This is a genomic window from Streptomyces sp. SA15 (genome assembly GCF_002291145.1).
In the GTDB taxonomy this organism is placed as follows: Bacteria; Actinomycetota; Actinomycetes; order Streptomycetales; family Streptomycetaceae; genus Streptomyces.
Window position 1 is genome coordinate 1 of sequence record NZ_NTGE01000091.1, and the last position, 22,213, is coordinate 22,213.

The following is a 22,213-nucleotide window of genomic DNA, read 5'->3' on the forward strand; positions in this document are numbered from 1 at the left end:
CCACCAGCACATCCACCCGCACACCCCACGAGGCGACCAGCTCGAACAGCGCCACCTCCAGCGCGAACAACGCCGGCTGCGCCCACTCCGTACGGTCCACAACCCCGTCGTCGCCGTCGAAGACGACGTCCCGCAGCGCCCCGGGAAGGAGCCCGTCGAACCCGGCGCACACCGCGTCGAAGGCGGCGGCGAACACCGGGAACGCCTCATACAGCTCACGGCCCATCCCCGCGCGCTGCGCTCCCTGGCCGGTGAACAGCAACGCCGTCCCGCCGTCACCGGCCACACCCCGCACCACGCCTGAGGCGCTCATGCCCTCGGCCAGAGCCTCCAACTGGGCCAGGAACTCCTCAGGTTCCCGCCCGGTCAGCACCGCCCGGTGCTCCAGCACCGCACGCGTCGCGGCCAGCGACCAGCCCACGTCCACCGGGCGCGGCTCACGCCGTCGCAGATGCTCGGCAAGCCGCCGCGCCTGCGCCCGCAGCCCCTCCTCCGACCGCGCCGACACCACCCACGGCACCACGCCGGGAGCCCGGTCCGGGGCCGTGGAGGCGGCCGCCTCGACCGGCTCCGGCGCCTCCTCGATGATCACGTGGGCGTTGGTGCCGCTGATCCCGAACGCCGACACACCCGCACGCCGAGGCCGGCCGGTCTGAGGCCACTGACGCGTCTCGGTCAGCAACTCCACCGAGCCCGCCGACCAGTCCACCTCCCGCGACGGCGCATCCACATGCAACGTCTTCGGCAGCACCCCGTGCCGCAGCGCCAGCACCGACTTGATCACACCCGCCACACCCGCGGCCGCCTGCGTATGACCGATGTTCGACTTCACCGATCCCAGCAGCAGCGGCCGGTCGTCCGGGCGGTCCTGACCGTACGTCGCCAGCAGCGCCTGCGCCTCGATCGGATCGCCCAGGCTGGTTCCCGTGCCGTGCGCCTCCACCAGGTCCACATCGGCCGACGACAGCCCCGCCGACGCCAGCGCCTGCCGGATCACCCGCTGCTGCGACGGACCGTTCGGCGCCGTCAGACCGTTCGACGCGCCATCGGAGTTCACCGCCGAACCCCGCACCACCGCCAGCACGGTATGACCACGCCGACGCGCCTCCGACAGACGTGACAGCACCAGCAGACCCACGCCCTCGCCCCACCCGGTGCCATCCGCGCCATCCGCGAACGCCTTGCACCGCCCGTCGGGAGCCAGACCCCCCTGCCGCGCGAAGGCGTCGAAGGCGTTGGGGGTGGCCATCACGGCGACGCCTCCGGCGAGGGCGAGGTCGCACTCGCCGTTGCGCAGCGCCTGCGCCGCCAGATGCAGCGCAACCAGCGAGGACGAGCACGCCGTGTCCACCGTCAACGCCGGCCCCTCAAGCCCCAGCACATAGGCGATCCGGCCCGACATCACACTGCCGACGGCGCCGGTGAGGGCGTAGTCCTGGCCTCCGTCCAGGGACGCGACCATGGTGCTGTAGTCGTTCGAACCGGCGCCCACGAAGACGCCGGTGCGGCTGCCGCGCAGCGACAGCGCGTCCACTCCGGCCCGCTCCAGCGCCTCCCACGACGCCTCCAGCAGCAGCCGCTGCTGCGGGTCCATCGCCAGCGCCTCACGCGGCGAGATCCCGAAGAACGCCGCGTCGAACTCGGCCGCGTCCGCGAGGAAACCGCCTGTCTGGGAGAAGGCGGCGTCGGGAGCGACGTCCCAGCCCCGGTCGGTGGGGAAGCCTCCGATCCCGTCGTCGCCCGCCGCGAGCAGGTCCCAGAACTTCTCGGGTGTCGTCGTACCACCGGGGTAGCGGCAGGCCATCGCCACGATGACGACCGGGTCGTCGGCTGCCGGGTCCGCGGGCGCGGTGAGGGCGGGTGGGGCGGTCTCCGCCGACGTGTCCGCGCCGAACAGCAAGGTCCGCAGCGAGTCGGCCGCCGCGCGGGGCGTGGGGTGGTCGAAGACCAGGGTGGCGGGCAGCCGCAGCCCGGTGGCCGCGATGAGGCGGTTGCGCAGTTCGACGGCGGTCAGCGAGTCGAAGCCCAGTTCCTTGAACGGCTTCGACGGTGTGACGGAGTCGGCGCTCTTGTGCCCGAGGGCCAGCGCCGCGGCGGTCCTGACCATGTCCAGCAGTTCCCGGTCGCGCTCGCCGTCGGGCAGCTGCGACAGCCGCGCGGCCAGGTCGGCCACGTCGGCGACCGGTTCGGCCGGGGCGGCGGGGGCGGCCTCCGGAATGCCGTCGATCAGCGGGCGCGGGCGGGCCGCGGTGAAGGTCTGGGCGAAGCGCGCCCAGTCCATGTCGGTGACCGTCAGCGCGGTCTCGTCGTGGTCGAGCGCCTGCTGGAGTGCGGCGACCGCCCGGTCGGGGTCCATCGAGCGCACCCCGCCACGGGCCAGCTCGCGCGCGAGGTGGTCGTCGACCATGCCGCCGCCGGCCCAGCTGCCCCAGGCCACCGAGGTGGCGACGAGCCCGCGTCGGCGCCGGTCGGCCGCGAGCGCGTCCGCGTACGCGTTGGCCGCTGCGTATCCGCCTTGTCCCGCGCTGCCCCAGATCGCGGCTCCGGAGGAGAACAGCACGAACGCGTCGAGGTCGTGGCCGGCCAGCAGCTCGTCCAGGTGGCGGGCGCCGGCGGCCTTGGCGGCGACGACGTCCGCCAGCTCGGCGAGGGTGGTCTCGGCCAGCGGGGCGTCGCGGCTCACCCCCGCGGTGTGGATCACGGCGCTGACCGGGAACGCCTCGGGCACGGCCGCCAGCGTGTCGGCGAGCTGTGCCCGGTCGGCCACGTCGCAGGCGGCGACCGTCACCTCGGTGCCCAGGGCCCGAAGTTCCTCGGCGAGTTCGGCGGCGCCGTCGGCGGCCGGACCGCGCCGACTGGTCAGCAGCAGGTGTCCGGCGCCCGCGCGGGCGAGCCGGCGGGCCACCCGGGCGCCCAGCGCTCCGGTGCCGCCGGTGACCACGACGGTGCCGTCGGGCCGGGGGCGCCAGGAGCGCGGCACCGCCACGCCCGCCAGGGGTGCACGGACCAGTCGGCGTACGTACGGTCCGGCGGGCCGCAGTGCGTACTCCTGCTCGGTTCCGTCAGCGGCGAGCACGGCCCGCAGCAGGTCCGCGGTGCGCTCGTCGGGTTCGGCGGGCAGATCGACGAGTCCGCCCCAGGTCGCGGGGGTTTCCAGGCCGGCGACCCTGCCCAGTCCCCAGAGCTGGGCCTGCTGGGGCGCCGTGACCTGGTCGGCGCCGCCGGTACCGACGGCGCCGCTGGTCACGCACCACAGGGGTGCCTCGTTCCCGGCCTCCCGCAGCGCGGTCAGCAGGGCCACGGTGTCGGCCACCCCCGCCGGCAGGGCGGGGTGGTGCGGGTGCGGGCGGTCGGTGAGGCCCAGCAGCGACACGACGCCCGTCCACGCGGTGTCCTCCGGTGTGCGCGGCCGGGCGGGGACGTCGGCCGGCCGCACCACGGTGGCGACGCCCTCGCCGAGGGCCGCGCTCACCCATCGGGTGACCGCCGCGTCCGGGTCGTCGGTCACCAGCAGCCAGTCGCCGGTCAGGTTGGCCGGTGCGGACGGGGTCACCGGCGTCCAGATGACGCGGTAGCGCCAGGTGTCGAGCGTTGCCGAGTCCTTGCGGCGACGGCGCCAGTCGGACAGCGCGGGCACCAGGTCGCGCAGCGACTCGCCGTCCCGCAGGGACAGTTCGGCCGCCACGGCCTCCAGGTCGCCGTGCTCCACCGCCTGCCACAGCGGTGCGTCGTCCTCGGTAGCGCCGGTCGTGGTGGTCGGCGCCGGGACGGGCTCGGGCCAGAACCGGGTCCGCTGGAAGGGGTAGGTGGGCAGCTCGACCGGGCGGGCGCCGGTGCTGCCGAGCACCGCCGCCCAGTCCACGGGGGCGCCGCGGACGAAGGCCTCGGCCAGCGAGAGCAGGAACCGCTCCGGACCGCCGTCGTCCCGGCGCAGGCTGCCCACCGCCACGGCCGTCGCCGTGACCGCGTCGGCGGCGTCCTGCACGGCCGGCACGAGCACCGGGTGCGGGCTCATCTCCAGGAACACGTCGTGGCCCTGGGCGAGGAGGTCCTCGGTGACCGGACCGAACAGCACGGGCCTGCGGAGGTTGCGGTACCAGTACGCGGCGTCCAGGTCCACGGTGTCGAGCCGGGTGCCGGTCGTGGTGGAGTGGAAGGGGACCTCCGCGGAGCGCGGCGTGATCCCGGCCGCCAGCTCGGTCAGCTTCCGCTCGATCTGCTCCACCTGGGGTGAGTGGGAGGCGTAGTCGACGGGGATGCGGCGGGCCCGCACGCCGTCCGCCTCGCAGGCGGCGAGCAGTTCGGCCAGCGCTTCCGGCTCGCCGGCGACGACGGTTGAGTTGCGGCTGTTGTTGGCCGCGATGGAGATCCTGCCGTCCCAGCGGGCGATGCGGTCCGCCGTGTCGGTCGGGGACAGGGCCACCGACACCATGCCGCCGTGCCCGGACAGCTCCTCGCCGATGAGCCGGCTGCGCAGCGTCACGAGCGCGGCCGAGTCCTCCAGTGACAGGGCGCCCGCCACGTATGCCGCGGCGATCTCGCCCTGCGAGTGCCCGACCACGGCGGCCGGTTCGACCCCACAGGAACGCCAGAGTGCCGCCAGCGAGACGCTCACGGCCCAGGACGCCGGCTGGAGCACGTCCACGCGGTCCAGTCCGGGCGCGCGGTCCGCCTGGTGGATCACCTCGGCGAGGGACCAGTCGGTCAGGTCCGCGAGGACCTTGTCGCAGCGGTCCATCCACTGCGCGAACACCGGCGACGACTCCCACAGCCGGGCGGCCATGCCGGCCCACTGCGCGCCCTGGCCGGGGAAGACGAAGACGACCCGGCCACGGGTGTCGGTGGTGCCGCGCACCACCCGCGGATCGCCCTCGCCGCCGGCCAGCGCGGCGAGCGCGGAGGTGTACTCCTCCCGGCCGTCGGCGATCAGTACAGCGCGCTCCGCCCAGATCGTCCTGGTCGTCACGAGGGAGCGTGCGACGTCGGCCGGTGCCGCGGCACGCGTCGCCTCGCGCAGGTGGTCCGCCAGTGCGGTCAGCGCCTCTCCGGACCTGGCGGACAGCACCCACGGCTGGACGGAGCCGTCCAGCACGGGCCGCCGTACGGCCGGTGCCGGGTCGGGGTCGGCGGGCGAGGGCGCCTGCTCCAGGATCACGTGGGCGTTGGTGCCGCTGACGCCGAACGCGGAGACGCCCGCGCGTCGCGGCCGGTCGACGGCCGGCCAGGGCCGGCCCTCGGTGAGCAGGGCGACCGCGCCCTCGGACCAGTCGACCTCCGGGGTCGGCAGCGGGGCGTGCAGGGTCTTCGGGAGCTGCCCGTGCCGCAGTGCGAACAACATCTTCAGCACGCCGGCCAGGCCGGCGGCGGCCTGGGTGTGCCCGATGTTCGACTTGATCGAGCCGAGATACAGCGGCCGGTCGGCGGGGCGGTCCTGGCCGTAGGTGGCCAGCAGGGCCTGCGCCTCGATCGGGTCGCCCAGCCTCGTGCCCGTGCCGTGCGCCTCCACGGCGTCCACGTCGGACGGTGTGCAGCCGGCCTCGGCCAGCGCCTGGCGGATCACCCGCTGCTGCGACGGACCGTTCGGCGCGCTCAGCCCGTTGGAGGCGCCGTCCTGGTTGACCGCGGTGCCGCGCACCACACCCAGCACCTCGTGTCCCAGGCGGCGGGCGTCGGACAGCCGCTCCAGGACGACGGTGCCGACGCCCTCGGCCCAGCCGGTGCCGTCCGCGTCGGGGCCGAAGGCCTTGCAGCGTCCGTCGGCGGACAGGCCGCGCTGCCGGGAGAACTCCACGAAGATGTCCGGACCGGACATCACGGTCACACCGGCGGCGAGCGCGAGGTCGCACTCGCCCGCACCGAGCGCCTGCACGGCGAGGTGCAGGGCGACCAGCGCGGAGGAGCAGGCGGTGTCGACAGTCAGCGCGGGGCCTTCGAGCCCCAGGGTGTAGGCGATACGGCCGGAGAGCACGCTGGAGGCCGTACCGGTCAGCACATGCCCCTCGAGGTCGGAGGAACGCAGCAGGTTCGCGTAGTCCTGACCGTTGGAGCCGACGAAGACGCCGGTCCGGCTGCCGGCCAGGGAGCCCGGGACGATGCCGGCCCGCTCCAGCGCCTCCCACGAGGTCTCCAGCAGCAGCCGCTGCTGCGGATCCATCGCCAGCGCCTCACGCGGCGAGATCCCGAAGAACGCCGCGTCGAAGTCCGCCACGCCGGTGAGGAAGCCGCCCTCGCGGACGTAACTGGTGCCGGACGTGCCGGGGTCGGGGTCGTAGAGGCCGGCGAGGTCCCAGCCCCGGTCCGGCGGAAAGGGCCCGATCGCGTCGCCGCCGTCGACGACGAGCCGCCACAGGTCCTCCGGGGTCCGCACGCCGCCCGGGAACCGGCAGGCGGCGGACACGATCACGACGGGGTCGTCGTGGGTGCGTGCGGGGGCGGCCGGTCGCGCGCCGGCGGCCATGGGCCGGTCGTCGGCGCCCTCCAGCCCGGCGGCCAGGTGCTCGACGAGCCGGGCCGGCGTGGGGTGGTCGAAGATCAGGCTGGGCGGCAGCCGCCTGCCGAGTGCGGCGGCGAGCCGGTTGCGGAACTCGACGCCGATCAGCGAGTCGAAACCGAGCGACTTGAAGGTGCGGTCGGCCGGCGCCCGCCCGGTGGCCGGGAGCCCCAGGACGGCGGCGACCGCGGCGTTCACCATGTCGTCGAGCACCTGGCGCAGTTCGTCGCCCGCCAGTCCGGCGAGCCGGTCCACCGGCACGGCGGTGCCCGGGCCGGTCTCCTGCGGCCGGGCCTGCCGTACCTCGGGGATCCCGGTGAACAGCGGGTGCTGCCTGCCAGGGGCGAACCCGGCCGTGAACCGCTCCCAGTCGACGTCGGCGACCGTCACCGCGGTCTCACCGTCGGCGATGACCCGGTCGAGCGCGGCGAGGGCGGCGGCGGGGTCGAGGGGCACCAGGCCGGTGCGTGCCAGCCGGTCGCGGGCCGCCCGGGTGTCACCGGCCATGCCCGCGCCGGACCAGGAACCCCAGGCCACCGCGGTCGCCGGCAGGCCGAGCTGGGCCCGGTGCACGGCGAGCGCGTCCAGGTAGGCGTTGGCGGCAGCGTAGTTGCCCTGTCCGGCCAGGCCGACCGTGCCGGCGACGGACGAGAACAGCACGAACAGGGACAGGTCGAGGTCGCGGGTGAGGTCGTGCAGATGCCATGCGCCGGTCACCTTGGGTCCGGCGACCGCGGCGAACCGGTCGAGGGTGAGGGAGTCGAGCACCCCGTCGTCGAGGACACCGGCGGCGTGCACGACGCCGGTCAGCGGGCGGTCGGCGGGCAGTGCGGCGATCAGGTCCGCCAGGGCCTCCCGGTCGGCCACGTCGCAGGCGGCGACCGTCACCTCGGTTCCCGACTCGCGCAGTTCGTCCACGAGTTCGGTGACACCGTCGGCGCCCGGCCCGCGTCGGCTGGTGAGCAGCACGTGCCGCGCCCCGGCCCGGGCCAGCCAGCCGGCGATGTGTGCGCCGAGCGCCCCGGTACCGCCCGTCACCAGCACGGTGCCGTCGACACGAAGACGGCCCGCGTCGGCGGCGGGCGCACGGAGCGTGGTGCGGTGCAGTCGCCGTGCGTACAGCCCCGCCTCGCGTACGGCCACCTGGTCCTCGCCGGTGCCACCCGCCAGGACGGCGCACAGCCGGGCGCGGGCCCGGTCATCCAGTTCGGCAGGCAGATCGAGGAGACCACCCCAGCGCTCCGGGTACTCCAGTGCCGCGACCCGGCCCACCCCCCACACCTGCGCCTGCGCGGGCGCGCTCAGCTCGTCGGAGCGCCCCACCGACACCGCACCCCGCGTCATCGACCACAGCCGACCGCTGCCGCCGAGCCCGGTGAGGGCCTGCAACAGCACGGCGGTCCCGGCGGCGCCCGCGGAGGGTCCCCGGTCCACGGCGAGCAGCGACACCACGCCACCGCCTTCTTGCTCACCGAGCGCCGCTCTCAACGCGTCGGCGATCCCGGCCCGGTCGCCCACCGGGTCGACCTCGACCACCACGGGCCGCGCGCCGTGCTCCCGCAGCGCGGCCGTCACGTCCTCGTGCTCGTGCTCGACGCCCACGGGGACCACCACAGCCCACACTCCGCTCAGCGACGGCGCGGCACCGTCCGGCACGGCCGCCCACTCGGCGCGATACCGGATCGGATCCACCGCCACCGAGGCCGATGCGACGGGCTCCATCCAGTACCGCTCGTGCTGGAAGGCATACGTGGGCAGCTCGACCGTACGGGCCCCGGACGGGGCGAAGAAGGCCGACCAGTCCACATTCACGCCGGCGACGTGCAACCGCCCCAGGGCGGTGAGCAACGCACGGGCCTCGGGCTGCTCACCACGCAGCGCGGCCACGGCGACCACGTCCCGGTCGAGTCCCTGCTCGGCCAGGGTGTCCTGGGCCAGTGAGGTCAGGACCCCGTCAGGCCCGAGTTCGAGATACCGCCGGACACCTTGGCGGTGCGCGGCGGTCACACCGTCGGCGAAACGGACGGCCTCGCGGACTTGGCGGACCCAGTACTCGGGGGTGGCCATATCCGTGTCGGGGAGGTTCGGGATCAGCGGGATGCCCGGGGGGTGGAACTCCACCGAGGCCAGCACTTCGGCGAACTCGGCCAGCATCGGCTCCATCCGCGCCGAATGGAACGCGTGCGAGACCGTCAGCCGCTTGGTACGCCGCCCCTCCCCGGCCAGGCTCCCGGCCAGGGCCAGTACGGGCTCCTCGTCCCCGGAGAGCACCAGGGAGCCCGGCCCGTTGACCGCCGCCAGCGACACCCCCTCCGGCAGCTCACCCAGGTCGCCCTCGGCCGCCTCCACCGCGACCATCGCCCCACCGGCCGGCAGGGCCTGCATCAACCGGCCCCGCGCCGCCACGACCCGGCAGGCGTCCTCCAGCGACCACACCCCCGCCACATGAGCAGCGGCCAACTCACCGATGGAGTGCCCCACCAGCACATCCGCCCGCACACCCCACGCCTCCAGCAGCCGGAACAGCGCCACCTCGACCGCGAACAACGCCGGCTGCGCCCATCCTGTCCGCTCCAGCTCGGCCGGGTCGCCGCCGAAGACGACCTCCTTCAGCGGCCGCTCCAGCCCGGCATCCACCTGCGCGCACACCTCGTCGAACGCCGCCGCGAACACGGGGAACGCCTCATACAACTCCCGCCCCATGCCCAGGCGCTGCGCGCCCTGACCGGTGAACAGCATTGCCAGGCCGCCATCCGTGGCCACACCACCGGTCAACTCCCCCAGGCGCGAGAGCAGTTCATCCCGGTCCGCGCCCACGACCACCGCCCGGTGCTCCAGCACCGCGCGCGACCGGGCCAGCGACAACCCCACATCAACCGGATCCAGCCCAGGTTCCCTCTGCGCCCACTCCAGGAGCCGAGCCGCCTGCGCCCGCAAGGCGGCCTCACCGCGACCGGACACCACCCACGGAACCACCGGCAAGGGCACGGGCGCTGTCGTGTCCGCCTGTTCTGCGGCCGGAGCGGAGGGCTCCTCCAGGATGACGTGGGCGTTGGTGCCGCTGATCCCGAACGAGGAGACACCCGCACGCCGAGGCCGGCCGGTCTGAGGCCACTGACGCGTCTCGGTCAGCAACTCCACCGAGCCCGCCGACCAGTCCACCTCCCGCGACGGCGCATCCACATGCAACGTCTTCGGCAGCACCCCGTGCCGCAGCGCCAGCACCGACTTGATCACACCCGCCACACCCGCGGCCGCCTGCGTATGACCGATGTTCGACTTCACCGATCCCAGCAGCAGCGGCCGGTCGTCCGGGCGGTCCTGACCGTACGTCGCCAGCAGCGCCTGCGCCTCGATCGGATCGCCCAGGCTGGTTCCCGTGCCGTGCGCCTCCACCAGGTCCACATCGGCCGACGACAGCCCCGCCGACGCCAGCGCCTGCCGGATCACCCGCTGCTGAGACGGACCGTTCGGCGCCGTCAGACCGTTCGACGCGCCATCGGAGTTCACCGCCGAACCCCGCACCACCGCCAGCACGGTATGACCACGCCGACGCGCCTCCGACAGACGTGACAGCACCAGCAGACCCACGCCCTCGCCCCACCCGGTGCCATCCGCGCCATCCGCGAACGCCTTGCACCGCCCGTCGGGAGCCAGACCCCCCTGCCGCGCGAACTCCACGAACATGCCCGAGGTCGCCATCACGGCGACGCCTCCGGCGAGGGCGAGGTCGCACTCGCCGTTGCGCAGCGCCTGCGCCGCCAGATGCAGCGCCACCAGCGAGGACGAGCACGCCGTGTCCACCGTCAACGCCGGCCCCTCAAGCCCCAGCACATAGGCGATCCGGCCCGACATCACGCTGGGCGCCGTTCCGGTCAGCACATGTCCGTCGGCTTCCGAGGGCTCGTGGAGCCGGGGGCCGTACTCGGAGGGGCCCGCCCCGACGAAGACGCCGGTGCGGCTGCCGCGCAGCGACAGCGCGTCCACTCCGGCCCGCTCCAGCGCCTCCCACGACGCCTCCAGCAGCAGCCGCTGCTGCGGGTCCATCGCCAGCGCCTCACGCGGCGAGATCCCGAAGAACGCCGCGTCGAACTCGGCCGCGTCCGCGAGGAAACCGCCCTCGCCGGGGAAGTCTCCGGAGAGCGTCCAGCCCCGGTCCAGGGGCAGCGAAGAGATGGCGTCGCCGTCCGCCGACACGAACCGCCACAACTCCTCCGGCGTCCGGATCCCTCCGGGCAGCCGGCAGGCCATGCCCACGATCACGACGGGGTCGTCGGCGTGCGCCGCCGAGGGAGCCGTGGTGAGGGCCGCGGGCCGTTCGGCACCGTCCGACAGCCGGCGCGCGAGGGCGTCGGGCGTCGGGTGGTCGAAGAGCAGGGTGGTGGGCACCCGGCGCCCGGTCGCCTCGGTGAGCCGCTCGCCGAGTTCGGCCAGCATCAGGGAGCTGAACCCCAGCTCCTTGAACGGCGCGTGCACGGTGATGTCGTCCGGGGAGTCGTGCCCGAGCACCAGTGCCACGGCTGCCCGGACGGTCTCCAGCGTCGTACGGCCGCCGGGCGGTGTGCGCACCGGGAGTGCCGGCTCGCCGACTCCACGGGGCTGGTGTCCGGGGTCCCGACGGGGGGCGGATACGGGGGCCGGGTCGGCCGGGTCGGGCAGCCAGTGGCGCCTCCGCTGGAACGCGTACGTGGGCAGCGGCACCCGTCGGGCGCCCGCCTCGGTGGCCAGCTGCTCCCAGTGCATCGGCACGCCACGGACCTGGAGGGCGGCCAACGCGGCGAGCACGGCCTCCGGCTCCTCCCGGTCCCGGCCGCGCAGCAGGGGCACGGACACGGTGTCGGCGCCGAGCAGACAGTCACGGGCCAGGGAAGACAGCGTGCCGTCGGGGCCGAGTTCGAGCAGGGTGGTCGCGCCCTGCTCCTCCAACAGGCGCACTCCGTCCAGGAAGCGCACGGTGGTGCGGGCGTGCCGTACCCAGTACTCCGGCGAGCGGGCCTCGGCATCGGTGAGCATCGCGCCTGTCTCGTTCGACACGATCGGGATGCGGGGGGCCGCGAAGGTCAGTTGCCCGGCGATCCGGCCGAACTCCGTGAGCATGCCGTCCATGTGCGGCGAGTGGAAGGCGTGGCTGACCCGCAGCCGCTTGGTCTTGCGGCCCTGCGCCGCCCAGTGCGCTGCGACGGCCAGGACGGCGTCCTCGTCGCCCGCGATCACCGTGGAGGCCGGGCCGTTCAGCGCGGCCGACGCCACCGACTCGCCGAGGAACGGCGTGAGTTCCTCCTCAGTGGCCTGGATGGACACCATCGCCCCGGTCGTCGGCTGGGCCTGCATCAGCCGGCCGCGCGCGGCGACCAGGGTGCACGCGTCCGCGAGGGACAGGACACCGGCGACGTGCGCCGCGGCCAGTTCACCGACGGAGTGGCCGAGCAGCAGCCCGGGGGTGAGGCCGCACTGCTCGGCCAGCCGGAAGAGGGCGACCTCGACGGCGAACAGCGCGGGCTGGGTGAACTCGGTACGGTCCAACAGGGCCGCCTCGGCCGACCCTTCCGCGGCGAAGAGCACGTCCCGCAGAGGCAGTCGCAGATGGCGGTCCAGGTGCGCGCACACCTCGTCCAGGGCGGCGGCGTACTCCGGCGACGACCGGTACAGCGCGGCGGTCATGCCGGGGCGCTGGCTGCCCTGCCCGGTGAAGAGCAAGGCGAGAGTGCCGCGGGTCACGGTGGAGCGCACGAGGTCCGGGCCGGGCGTGCCGTCGGCGAGCCGGGCGAGGCCGTCGGCCATGTCCTGCGGCTCGCGGGCGAGCAGCACGGCGCGGTGTTCGAAGGCCGTGCGGCCGGCGGCCAGGGTGTGGCCGACGTCCTGGGGGCGCAGCGGGCCGTGCGCGTCGAGGTGCCGGCGCAGGTGGTGCGCCTGGTCGCGCAACGCCTGCTCGTCCCGGCCCGAGACGAGGAGGGGCACCGGTGTCCCGGCGGGCCGGATGCCGGGTGCCGCGCCCGGTGCGACGCCGTCCCATTCGGTGAGCACCACATGGCAGTTGGTGCCGCCCATGCCGAAGGAACTCACGCCCACAACCAGCGGCCCGGCCTGCCGCGGCCAGGGTTCGAGCGCCGTGTTCACCCGGATGCCCAGCTCCTCCAGGGCAATGGCGGGATTCGGGGTGGCGAAGTTGAGGCTGGCGGGGATCTCCCTGTGGCGTACGGCCAGCACGCCCTTGAGGAGTCCCGCGATGCCGGCGGCACCTTCGAGATGGCCGATGTTGGTCTTCACCGAGCCGACCAGCAGAGGCCGTTCGGCGGTCCGGCCCGTTCCGAGGACGGCGCCGGCGGCCGCGGCCTCGACGGGGTCGCCTGCGGGGGTTCCGGTCCCGTGCAGCTCCACGTATCCGACGGCGCTCGGAGCGATTCCGGCCTGCTCGTATGCGGCGGTCAGTACCTCCTGCTGTCCCTCGCGGTCGGGGACGGTGAGACCCTCACCGCCGCCGTCGTTGTTCACCGCGCTGCCCGCGAGCACGCACAGGATGTCGTCCCCGTCGGCGACGGCGTCGGAAAGCTGCTTGAGGACGACGACCCCGCCGCCTTCGCCGCGCACGTAACCGTTGGCCCGGGCATCGAAGGTGTAGCAGCGGCCGTCCGGGGAGAGCGCCCCAAATCGTTCCACGGCGGCCGTGCTGTCCTCGGCCAGGATCAGGTTCACGCCTCCGGCGAGGGCCAGGGAGCATTCGCCCCTGCGCAGGCTCTCGGCGGCCAGGTGTACGGCGACCAGGGACGACGACTGACCCGAGTCGACCGTGAAGCTCGGTCCGCGCAGGCCCAGCGTGTAGGAGACCCGGTTGGCGATCATGCCCCGACTGAGGCCGGTCGTCGTCTCCGGGGTGGTGGCGTCCGCTCCGACGGCCCGGGACAGCGCGGCGTAGTCGTCGGCGATGGCGCCCACGAAGACGCCGGCGTCGCCGCCGCCGAGGCGGGCGGGGACTGTACCCGCGTCCTCGAGGGCCTCCCAGCACAGTTCCAGCATCAGCCGCTGCTGCGGGTCCATGACCGCGGCCTCGCGCGGCGAGACACCGAAGAATCCGGCGTCGAAACGGTCCACCGATTCCAGGAACCCACCCCGCCGCGGGACGTACGGGCGATCCGGTGCGGCGGCGCCGACGGTTTCCGTACCGTTCCGGAGAACGGCGCGGAATTCGGCAGGGCCTGCCGCACCGGGCAGCCGGCACGCCATTCCCACCACCGCGATCGGCTGGACGGATCCCGCCTCGAATTCAGCGGCCTCTGACTCGGATCCACCCGCCATGCGTTTCCCTTACGTCGCTAGGAATCTACGAAGCGCGCTCACTGCGGCGCGACGGCCGCAGGTCACACCGAATATCCGATCGGACGGCCCCTAGCCTCAACCACTAGGCGACCCCTTAGCCCGGCACCACCGGGCGGATTCCACCCCTGTTGACCGGCCTCTTTTCCCGGTCGAGGGAGGGGTGGGGTGGGGTACTCGGGGCCGGGTCGGAGGGTGCCGCCGCACCGCTGTGCGGTGGCACCCCGGCGCGCGGCGCCACCGGCGCGGGGTGTCACCGCACAGCTGCCGGTTCACCACTCGACGGGCAGTTCCTAGGCCTGGGCGGCGAGGTTGGTCCCGGCGAGCAGATCGCCGAGGTCGGCCCGGTTGCGCACGCCGAGCTTCCGGTAGACCCGGGTGAGGTGCTGCTCGACGGTGCTCTTGGTGATGAACAGCTTGCGCCCGATCTCACGGTTGGAGTGGCCCAGGGCGGCCAGGGCGGTGACCCGCCGTTCCGCGGCCGTCAGGCTGGCCGAGCCGTGGTGGTCGCCCGTGAGTCCCACCGGTTCGTCCGCGCCGTCGGACGCCTCCTCCTTGAACAGCCTGCGGAACAGCGCGTCCCCTCCCCAGGTGTCGGCGACGGTCCTGGCATGACGGGCGGTCATCCGCGCCTTCGCGGGTGCGCCGAGCTGGTGCAGGGCGTCGGAGTGGTCGGCCAGGGAGCGCAGCAGCTCCACCCGGTCGCCGCACGTCTCCAGCAGGTTGACGGACTCGCGCAACAGAGGGGGGCGGCGGGCGAGTTCACTCGTGGCGGCGAGGAGGCGCAGCGACACGCCCCGGCATCTCAGGGTGCTGCCGCCGGGCCGCGCCAGCTGCTCCCGCACCAGCGTCCGCGCCTGGCCGCCGTTGCCCAGGGCCAGGTGCGCCTGTGCGGCCGAGGTACGCCAGGGGAGGAAGGTGGGCATGTCCATGCTCCACTCCTTGGCGAGCCGTCCGCAGGTCAGGAAGTCCTCCAGGGCGGCGGCCGGACGGTCCACCGCGAGGTGGTAGCGGCCGCGGGCATGCATGTAGAGCAGCCCGTGGCGGGTGCGGAACATGCCCTCGGGCACGTCCTGGTTCAGCCACGCCCCGGCCTCTCCGGTCCTGCCCGACACCGTCGTGGCCCGCACCAGGGTGGCCAGGGGAGAGCCGATGGCCACGCCCCAGCCGGGCAGGGAGATCGCCTCCAGGGCTCGGACCGCGTACTGCTCGGCGGCTTGCAACGCGCCTTGTCGCAGGGCCACTTCGGCGCGGATCCCGGAGAGGATCGCCACCCGCGTCCCCGTCGGCCGGTCGCCGGCCTGCCGCAGCAGCGCGTCGCACCAGAACAACGCCCGGTCGGGGCGTTCGCCGTAGAGAAGGACCAGCAGCGCCGCCTCCAGGGCCTCCACGGCCGTCTCCCCGAACCGGCAGCCGCACAGGATCTCCTCGGCCATGGCGACGGCGCGGTCGTCGGGCCCCTCGGTCAGTACCCTGCCGAGCATCTCCACCGCGTACGAGGCCGGGCTGAGCGGACGGGGCGGGGTGGTGGCCTGCGCGGTGGACGTGGTGGCGTCCGCGGCGCCGAGCTCCAGCGTGGGGCAGGTGTGCCGCAGCCACTGCCGGACGACGTGGAGTTCCGCCTGCTCCCTGGGTTCACCGCCGCTGCGCCCGGCCAGCGCGGACAGGCTGTCGGCCGCTTCCTGGAAGCGGTCCTGCCAGGCGAGGTGCTTGACGATCCAGGCGGCGTCCGCCCCGCCGACATGGCCCCGCCCGAGCGCGGTGCCGAGTTCGTCGAGCCACGGGCTCACCAGGCGGGGGTCGATCTCCCAGCCGATCCGTACCCGCGCCATGACGACGGCGGCGCGTTCCTCCTCGGTCGTCGCGTACTGACCGGCCAGCCGGAGACAGTCGAGGCTGAACTCCTCCTGCCTGTCGCGTACGGCCTGCTCCGCCGCGGCGATCAGGGTGCGGCCCGCCCAGGGCTCGGCCACAGGGGCCGCGAGCAGATGGTGCGCGACGTCGACCGGCGACGCACCGTCCCCATGGAGCAGCCAGGCGGCGCGCCGGTGCAGTTGCGCCCGTCTCTCCACGTCCACGTGCTCCAGCAGGGCCTTGCCGACGAGGGCGCTGCGGAAGGCCGTGCCGTCCAGCAGACCCGCCGTGTCCAGTGCCGTCATGACCCGGGCGACCGCGTCGGCTCCCCGGTCGACCAGGCAGGCCACCAGGGCAGGGGTGGCGTTCCTGCCGAGTACGGCGAAACCGCAGGCGACGTCGAAGAGCACGGGCTCGTTCCGGTACGCCCAGGCGAGGGCGGCGTGGGCGAAGGCCGTGCTGTCGGCGGGCTGGGCAGCCGCACCCTGGCCCTGCCGGTCGCCTCGCCCCGCGGTCCTGTGGTCCGCCAGGAGTCCCCGCAGCAGGAGGGGATTGCCGCCGCTGATGGCGTGGAATTCCGCGGCCAGCCGCGGGGCGTCGGCCGCGTCCACGTACGGCGCGATCATCCGGGTGACACCGTCCGAGGACAGTGGCAGCAGTCCGAGGCGCCGGCACCGCGGATGCCGCAGGAGTTCCGCCTGGAAGGCGGGCGGCAGCGCGTCCGGGCCGGTGGGTTCGGTGAGCACGATCAGAACCGGGGCGGTGCGCAGCCGACGTACGAGGTACAGCAGGAACCGCAGTGACGCGGCGTCGGCGAGCTGGACGTCGTCGACCGCCAGCACCACCGGTCCGCGCCGGATCTCCCGGCACAGTTCCTCGTGGAGCCGGTCGGCGTCGGGCGAGGGGACGCCGTCCCGGCCGCCGATCGCCCGTGCGAGCCGGAGTCCGGCGGCGAGCGGCCCGTCGGAGGGGAAGAGCTGCGTGACGACTCCGAGCTCGGCACCGGTCTCCGCGGACGACCCCGTGGCGGCGCACACCCGGGCCCCGCGGTCGGCGGCCTGCCGCAGGAATTCGTTGAACAGTGTGGTACGGCCGACTCCGGGCCCCGAATTGACCAGGATCACACCGCCTTCGCCCCGCTCGGTGTTCACCAGCGCATGCGCGAGCACCGACATTTCCTCGGCACGTTCGACGATTTCCGAAAAGCCACTGGAGTGTCCCAGTCCCACTCGCTCTCCCCATGTCCGACCGAAGCTGGTTTCGTTCGTCGCCGTTCAGGCGTATTCAGACTATCCAGCGCCGGACAAGGAGCCTACCCCTATATTCACACCCCCTATTTCAACCTCCCCTGCCGACCAGGCTCATTGACTCATGCTGAGTTCTCGAAGTCGTAAGCCCGGGAAGTGGCCAATAACTCTCCCCGTCCCCTTATCTTCAACTTCCGGTATACACGAGTAAGGTGTTGTTCAACCGTGCTCATGGTGATGTAAAGCCGCACCGAGATCTCACGGTTGGTGAATCCGCTGGCGGCCAGGCTCGCGACCCGGCGCTCCGACTCGCTGAGATGCCCCCAGTCGGTGGGCTGCCGTTCGGGCGCCGCAGCGAAGATGCGCTTCCCCGTCGCCGTGCCTTCGGGCGAACCGATCCGGTCGGGCGACGGCCGCATCCCGCAGCCCTTGGCCACCTGCCGCGCCTTGCGCAGCACCATCGCCGCCTGCCGGGCCTCGTGGGCCTGTCGGTGGGCGTCCACCAGGTCGAACAGGGCGCGTGCCAGTTCCAGCCGGTCGTCCGCCCGGTCCAGCTCCACGACGGCCTGGCCCAGCAGATCCAGCTGGGCGTCGGGTTCGGAGGCGAGCCCCTGCAGGCGCAGGGAGATGCCACGGATACGGGGAGCGTCGCCCTCCACCATGGCCAGCTGCTCGGTGGCCAGCCTCAGCGCCTGCTCCCGCTCCCCGAGGAACAGCAGCGTCTGCGCGGTGTCCGTGCGCCACGGCAGCAGGGCGGGCCGGTCGGCCCCCCACCGTTCGGCGATACGGCCCACCTCGTGGAAGTCCTGCAGTGCCGCGTGATGCTGCTGGGTGGCCAGGTAGTAGAGCCCACGGGCGCGCAGGTAGTCGAGCCAGTGGATGGTGCCCGACAGGGAGTCGGCCATGGGGCGACTCAGCTGCCGGGCGGCCTCCTTGCGTTTGCCCCGCGCCACCAGGACCCTCACCAGGTGCGAGACCGCGCTGGCCTCCAGGGGCGCCGGATGCCGCCCCGACAGCAGCGTCAGACAGCGGCGTGCGTCGCGCTCCACCTCGGCGAGTTTGCCGCCGTGCAGGGCTCCTTCGGCGCGTACGGCCGTGAAGGCCGCCTCCCACCCCGGCGCGCCGCGCGTCGCCGACTCCCGTACGAAGTGATCGCACCAGTACCGGGTCCGCTCCACCGCGCCGTGCGAGAGCAGCGTCCAGATGACGTCGAGCACCAGGTCGAAGGTGCCGTCGGTCAGCGGGGTCACCTCCAGCAGGCTGTCGGTGTCCGCGACGCGCTGGGCGAGCCGATCGTCACACGGGCCGCCGTCCGGTGTGCCCTCCAGCGGGCCGGCGGTCCGCGGGCCGGCCACCGCCGGGACGGCCTCGCTCTCGGCCGGCGGCAGACCCGGCCCGAGCAGGGCATGCGCCTGCTCCAGCCGGCCGTGGGCGCGCAGCGCGGCGCCGAGGCCACGTGCGTCCGCCAGGTCGAGCCGGCCGGCCCGCAGGTTCCGCAGGGCGTCATCGACATGGAGCTCGGCGTCGCCGACGCTGATCCGCCGGGTGGCCGTACCCAGCTTGATCTTGATCTCGGTGCGCGCCAGCGGGTCGGCGGCCGCGCCGTGGGCCAGTTCGAGGTAGGAGATGGCACGTCGTACCTCATCGGCCGCCAGCGCCTGGTCGGCGGCTTCCCTCAGCACCCCCACTGCCCAGGCGCCCTCCGCCCGGCCGGCCTGCCGCAGATGCTCGGCGGCCAGGGCCGCGGGCGCTCCGGAGGCGTGCAGCAGCTGCGCGGAGCGCCAGTGCAGGTCGAGACGGGAGGACGGCTCCAGGGAGGCCAGCACCGCCGCCTTGGCCTCCGGGTGCTGGAAGGCGTTGCCCGTGACGATGCCGGAGCCGCGCAGGGCTCCCAGGTTCTCGGCGAGTTCGACGAGCGAGACGTCCAGGAGCCGGGACAGCAGTTCGTCGGTGCACGCCTCGCCGAGGACCGCCAGTCCGGCGGCCACCTCGCTGGTGCGTTCGCCGCCGCGGTCCAGACAGGCGAGGACCGCCCTGCCGTAGGCCTGTCCCGGCCGGGGCCCGGTGTCCGAGGCGTCGGCGCCGTCGGGCTCGCCGCGCGTGTCTTCCAGCAGCGCCCCGAGCAGCAGCGGATTGCCGCCGCTGACCGCCAGATAGCGTTCCCCGGCGGCGGCGTCCAGGTGGCCCAGGATGTCGGCGACGTCCTTGAGGCGGAGCCTGGGCAGCTGGATGCGTTCGAGATTCGACTGTCTGAACATTTCGGCGCCGGCGGTCCGGTCGGCCGGGCCGCTGGCGGGCGAGCGCGTGAGCACCAGCAGCAGGGGGAGGTTGCGGCAGTGCCGGGCCAGATGGACCAGCTGCCGCAGTGAGTCGGGGTCCGCGTGGTGGAGGTCGTCGACGGCCACCACGACGGGCGCGCGCCGGGTCAGAGCCCGCACCTCGCCACAGAAGGTTCGCGTCAGGTCGTACCAGGCGGCGTCACGCCGCACCCGCCCCCGGCCCTCGGCCGAGATCTTCCGGATCGTGGCATCGCTCATGGCCTGAAACCGGCGCACCACGTCGTCCGGGAAGGGCGCGCCGTTGACGAGGTTCCGCAGGACGCTCAGCGGGGTACCCCGCTCCTCGGCGATCGCGGTGGCATGCAGCAGGCTCGGGCCGAGCGATTCGACGCGGCCCACGAACTCTTCCAGGAGTTCGCTCTTGCCGCACCCCGCGGCCGCTTCGACGACCACGACAGCGGATCTACGGGTGGTCCGGACCGAAGAATAGGCTGCGTGCAGTCGAGTTGTTTCCAGATGTCGCCCAATCAGCACCATGAATCGCTAAACACCCCGTATCGACCCAAGTCAAGCCGGGGCCGCAGCACGCAACGACCGGCGAAACGGGGACACTAAGCCCCTCATTCAACCACTCACCATGCCTTCGGCTAATACTTGCGAACCCCGAATCCCGTACGAGTAGAACACTTGCACGCAACATGTGTCAAGATCGAAAAGTTTGACAAGGAAAGGGTAAGAAACCGGCCAACGCCGGACAGCTCACAGGCGCCTGCTGCGAAAATCACAGCCAATCGGCCCGTGGGACGGGACCCTGCAAAGACCCTGGAATTCCGCACCGAATGACGTGCGGGCAAATAGAGAAATGCTGCCGCAGTTTCACAGCGGCACCCCCGCCGAGCCGCCCATTTTCTGGCCCCGGCGCGCCTCTACGCCGTGACGGTCGAACAGACGCGGGCAATCGCCTCGATCACGCGCGGCCCCTCGTCGTTGAGGTAGAAGTGCCCGCCCGCATGACGGTGAATCTCGAAGCGGCCGCTGGTGTGCTCCGCCCAGGCCTCGGCCTCCTCGCGGCTGACCCGCGGATCCTCCGTGCCGTAGTGCACATGGATCGGCGCGGCGAGCCGCATCCCACCGCTGTGCCGGTAGGTCTCGGCGGCCCGGTAGTCACCGCGGATGGCCGGCATCGCCATCCTCAGGATCTCCTCGTTGCCGAGCACCTCGGAGCTGGTCCCGCTCAGGGACTTCAGCTCCTGGATGATCTCGTCGTCGCCGAGCAGGTGCACTCGCTCGTCGCGGTACCGCGAGGGCGCCCGCCGGCCGGAGGCGAACAGTGCGAGGGGCACGATGTCCTTGCGCTCCAGCCGCAGGGCCACCTCGAAGGCGAGCGAGGCCCCCATGCTGTGCCCGAACAGCACCAGCGGCCGGTCGGCCCACGGCAGCAGTTCGGCGGTCACGGCGTCGGCCAGTTCTGCGATGTTGTCGACGCACTTCTCCTGGCGGCGGTCCTGGCGCCCCGGGTACTGGATGGCCAGCACGTCGACACTCGGGCTCAGAGCCTTCGAGACCGGGAGGTAGTACGGAGCGGATCCACCGGCGTGGGGGAAGCAGACGAGCCGGGTCGCCGCGGCCGGAGCCGGATGGAACTGACGTACCCACAGGTTTTCGTCAACGTGGGGGGTGCTCACGAATAGAACCTTTCATTCATGGCTCGCGGGCTGACGTATAAGGTCGTTGACTCGCACAACCATGCTTCGCCGCCCCCTTAAGACCCCACAACCCCTAACCGGAACCGCACCCCCCTACTCCACTTGCGCTCGGGGTGGCCGACACACGGGACGCCGGGACCGCACAGGCGGACCGGGCAGCGGCAGTGCCGGATTTCGACCAACCGCGCACCGCGGCACGGCTCAGTGCGGAAGTGACGGACGTCTCACTTCCGGTTATGGCCCACACCACAGCCGGGCCGGTGTTCCGCAAGCCCGACACACCACGCCGAGTCATGGGCACCCGTACCGGCCACCCCGATGCCCGGCGGAGCGGCGGGCCGGCCATGCCGGCATGCGGTTTAGGGGTTCCCGTCGGCCGGGCGGGCGGCTCAGGCTGTGAGCCGTGCGGTCGCCGCGGACGGCGGCCCCGTCCGTCACGGGGAGGTTGAGCAGTGAGCCGAGCCCACCACGTCGATGCCGCCGACGCCCCTGCTTCCCCCTCCCGTGACGGCCGGCCACCGACCGTCGGCGACCGGCGCGTGCGCTACGAGCACAACCGCGACGTCGTACGGAACCCGCGCCCCGCCAACCACGGACTGTGGACCGGTTCCGGTGACCCGGAGGAACTGCGCGGTGAGCGGAAGTACCACCATCCCTGCCCCGTACGGCACGGCATCCCCTGCCCCGTGCGGCACGGCATCCCCTGCCCCGTACGGCACGGCGCGGGGGCCCCACCGTCGTCGTCCCGCTCTTCCTGCTCCACGCCTACGGCTCCGGTCCCCCGGGCACCTTCTCCAGGGCCCACGCGCTGTGCCTGGCCGAGGAGACCGGCATGATGCGCGCCGCCGAGTGCCCGCTGTCCCCGCCCCGTACCCCACTCGCGAGGCCAGGTACCGGGCCGGGGCCGCCGAGACGCGCCCCCGGCTCGACGTGCCGCTGTCCCCGCATCCTCCTGAGCGAGGCCCCGCCCGCGCCTCCACCCCGCCGGAACCGGATCTGGAGCCGTGACCGAGCACGCATCGCCGCCCCACCCCCGGGCGCCCCGGCTCGCCAGGCCCCGTCCCCACCCCGTCGGCGCCCCGAGACACAAGGCACCCCCGAGCCCTCCGAAACGGCCACCGCGGCACCCCCTCACCGGGCCGTGGGCGACGCCATCGCCGCCCCCGCGCCCCCCCCCCCCGCGCTCCGCGCCCCGCTCCCCGAGGAGTGCGGCCTCTCCCGGGCGGCCGAGCGCATGCGGGGCAGTGGCGGCCCTCCCGTTGTGGTGAACCTTCAGGACGAGCCCTTCTCCCGGGACGGACTGCCCATTCGCCGGGTGGCCCCGAG

The 22,213-nt window shown here is 73.5% G+C and carries 5 protein-coding genes; 1 reads left to right on the forward strand and 4 read right to left on the reverse strand.

Going from position 1 to position 22,213, the window contains the following annotated elements; all coding sequences use genetic code 11:
- The 4 genes from CLM62_RS16665 to CLM62_RS16680 all read right to left on the reverse strand — a co-directional run.
- Positions 1–13,783, reverse strand: a 13,783-nt coding sequence (locus tag CLM62_RS16665) for a type I polyketide synthase (RefSeq protein WP_095750661.1), incomplete at its 3' end; no start/stop codon positions are given.
- 311 nt (positions 13,784–14,094) lie between these two features.
- Complete coding sequence (locus CLM62_RS16670) at positions 14,095–16,884, reverse strand: LuxR family transcriptional regulator (RefSeq protein ID WP_306457914.1); 2,790 nt, start codon at positions 16,882–16,884, stop codon at positions 14,095–14,097.
- 140 nt (positions 16,885–17,024) lie between these two features.
- On the reverse strand, positions 17,025–19,718 hold the full coding sequence (locus CLM62_RS16675) for a LuxR family transcriptional regulator (RefSeq protein ID WP_095750663.1): 2,694 nt from the start codon (positions 19,716–19,718) through the stop codon (positions 17,025–17,027).
- 389 nt (positions 19,719–20,107) lie between these two features.
- Positions 20,108–20,866, reverse strand: a complete 759-nt coding sequence (locus CLM62_RS16680; protein ID WP_095750664.1) for a thioesterase II family protein — start codon at positions 20,864–20,866, stop codon at positions 20,108–20,110.
- 1,162 nt (positions 20,867–22,028) lie between these two features.
- On the opposite strand from CLM62_RS16680, the gene CLM62_RS50760 reads away from it, so the two are divergent.
- Positions 22,029–22,213, forward strand: a 185-nt coding sequence (locus CLM62_RS50760) for a hypothetical protein (RefSeq protein ID WP_218835601.1), incomplete at its 3' end; no start/stop codon positions are given.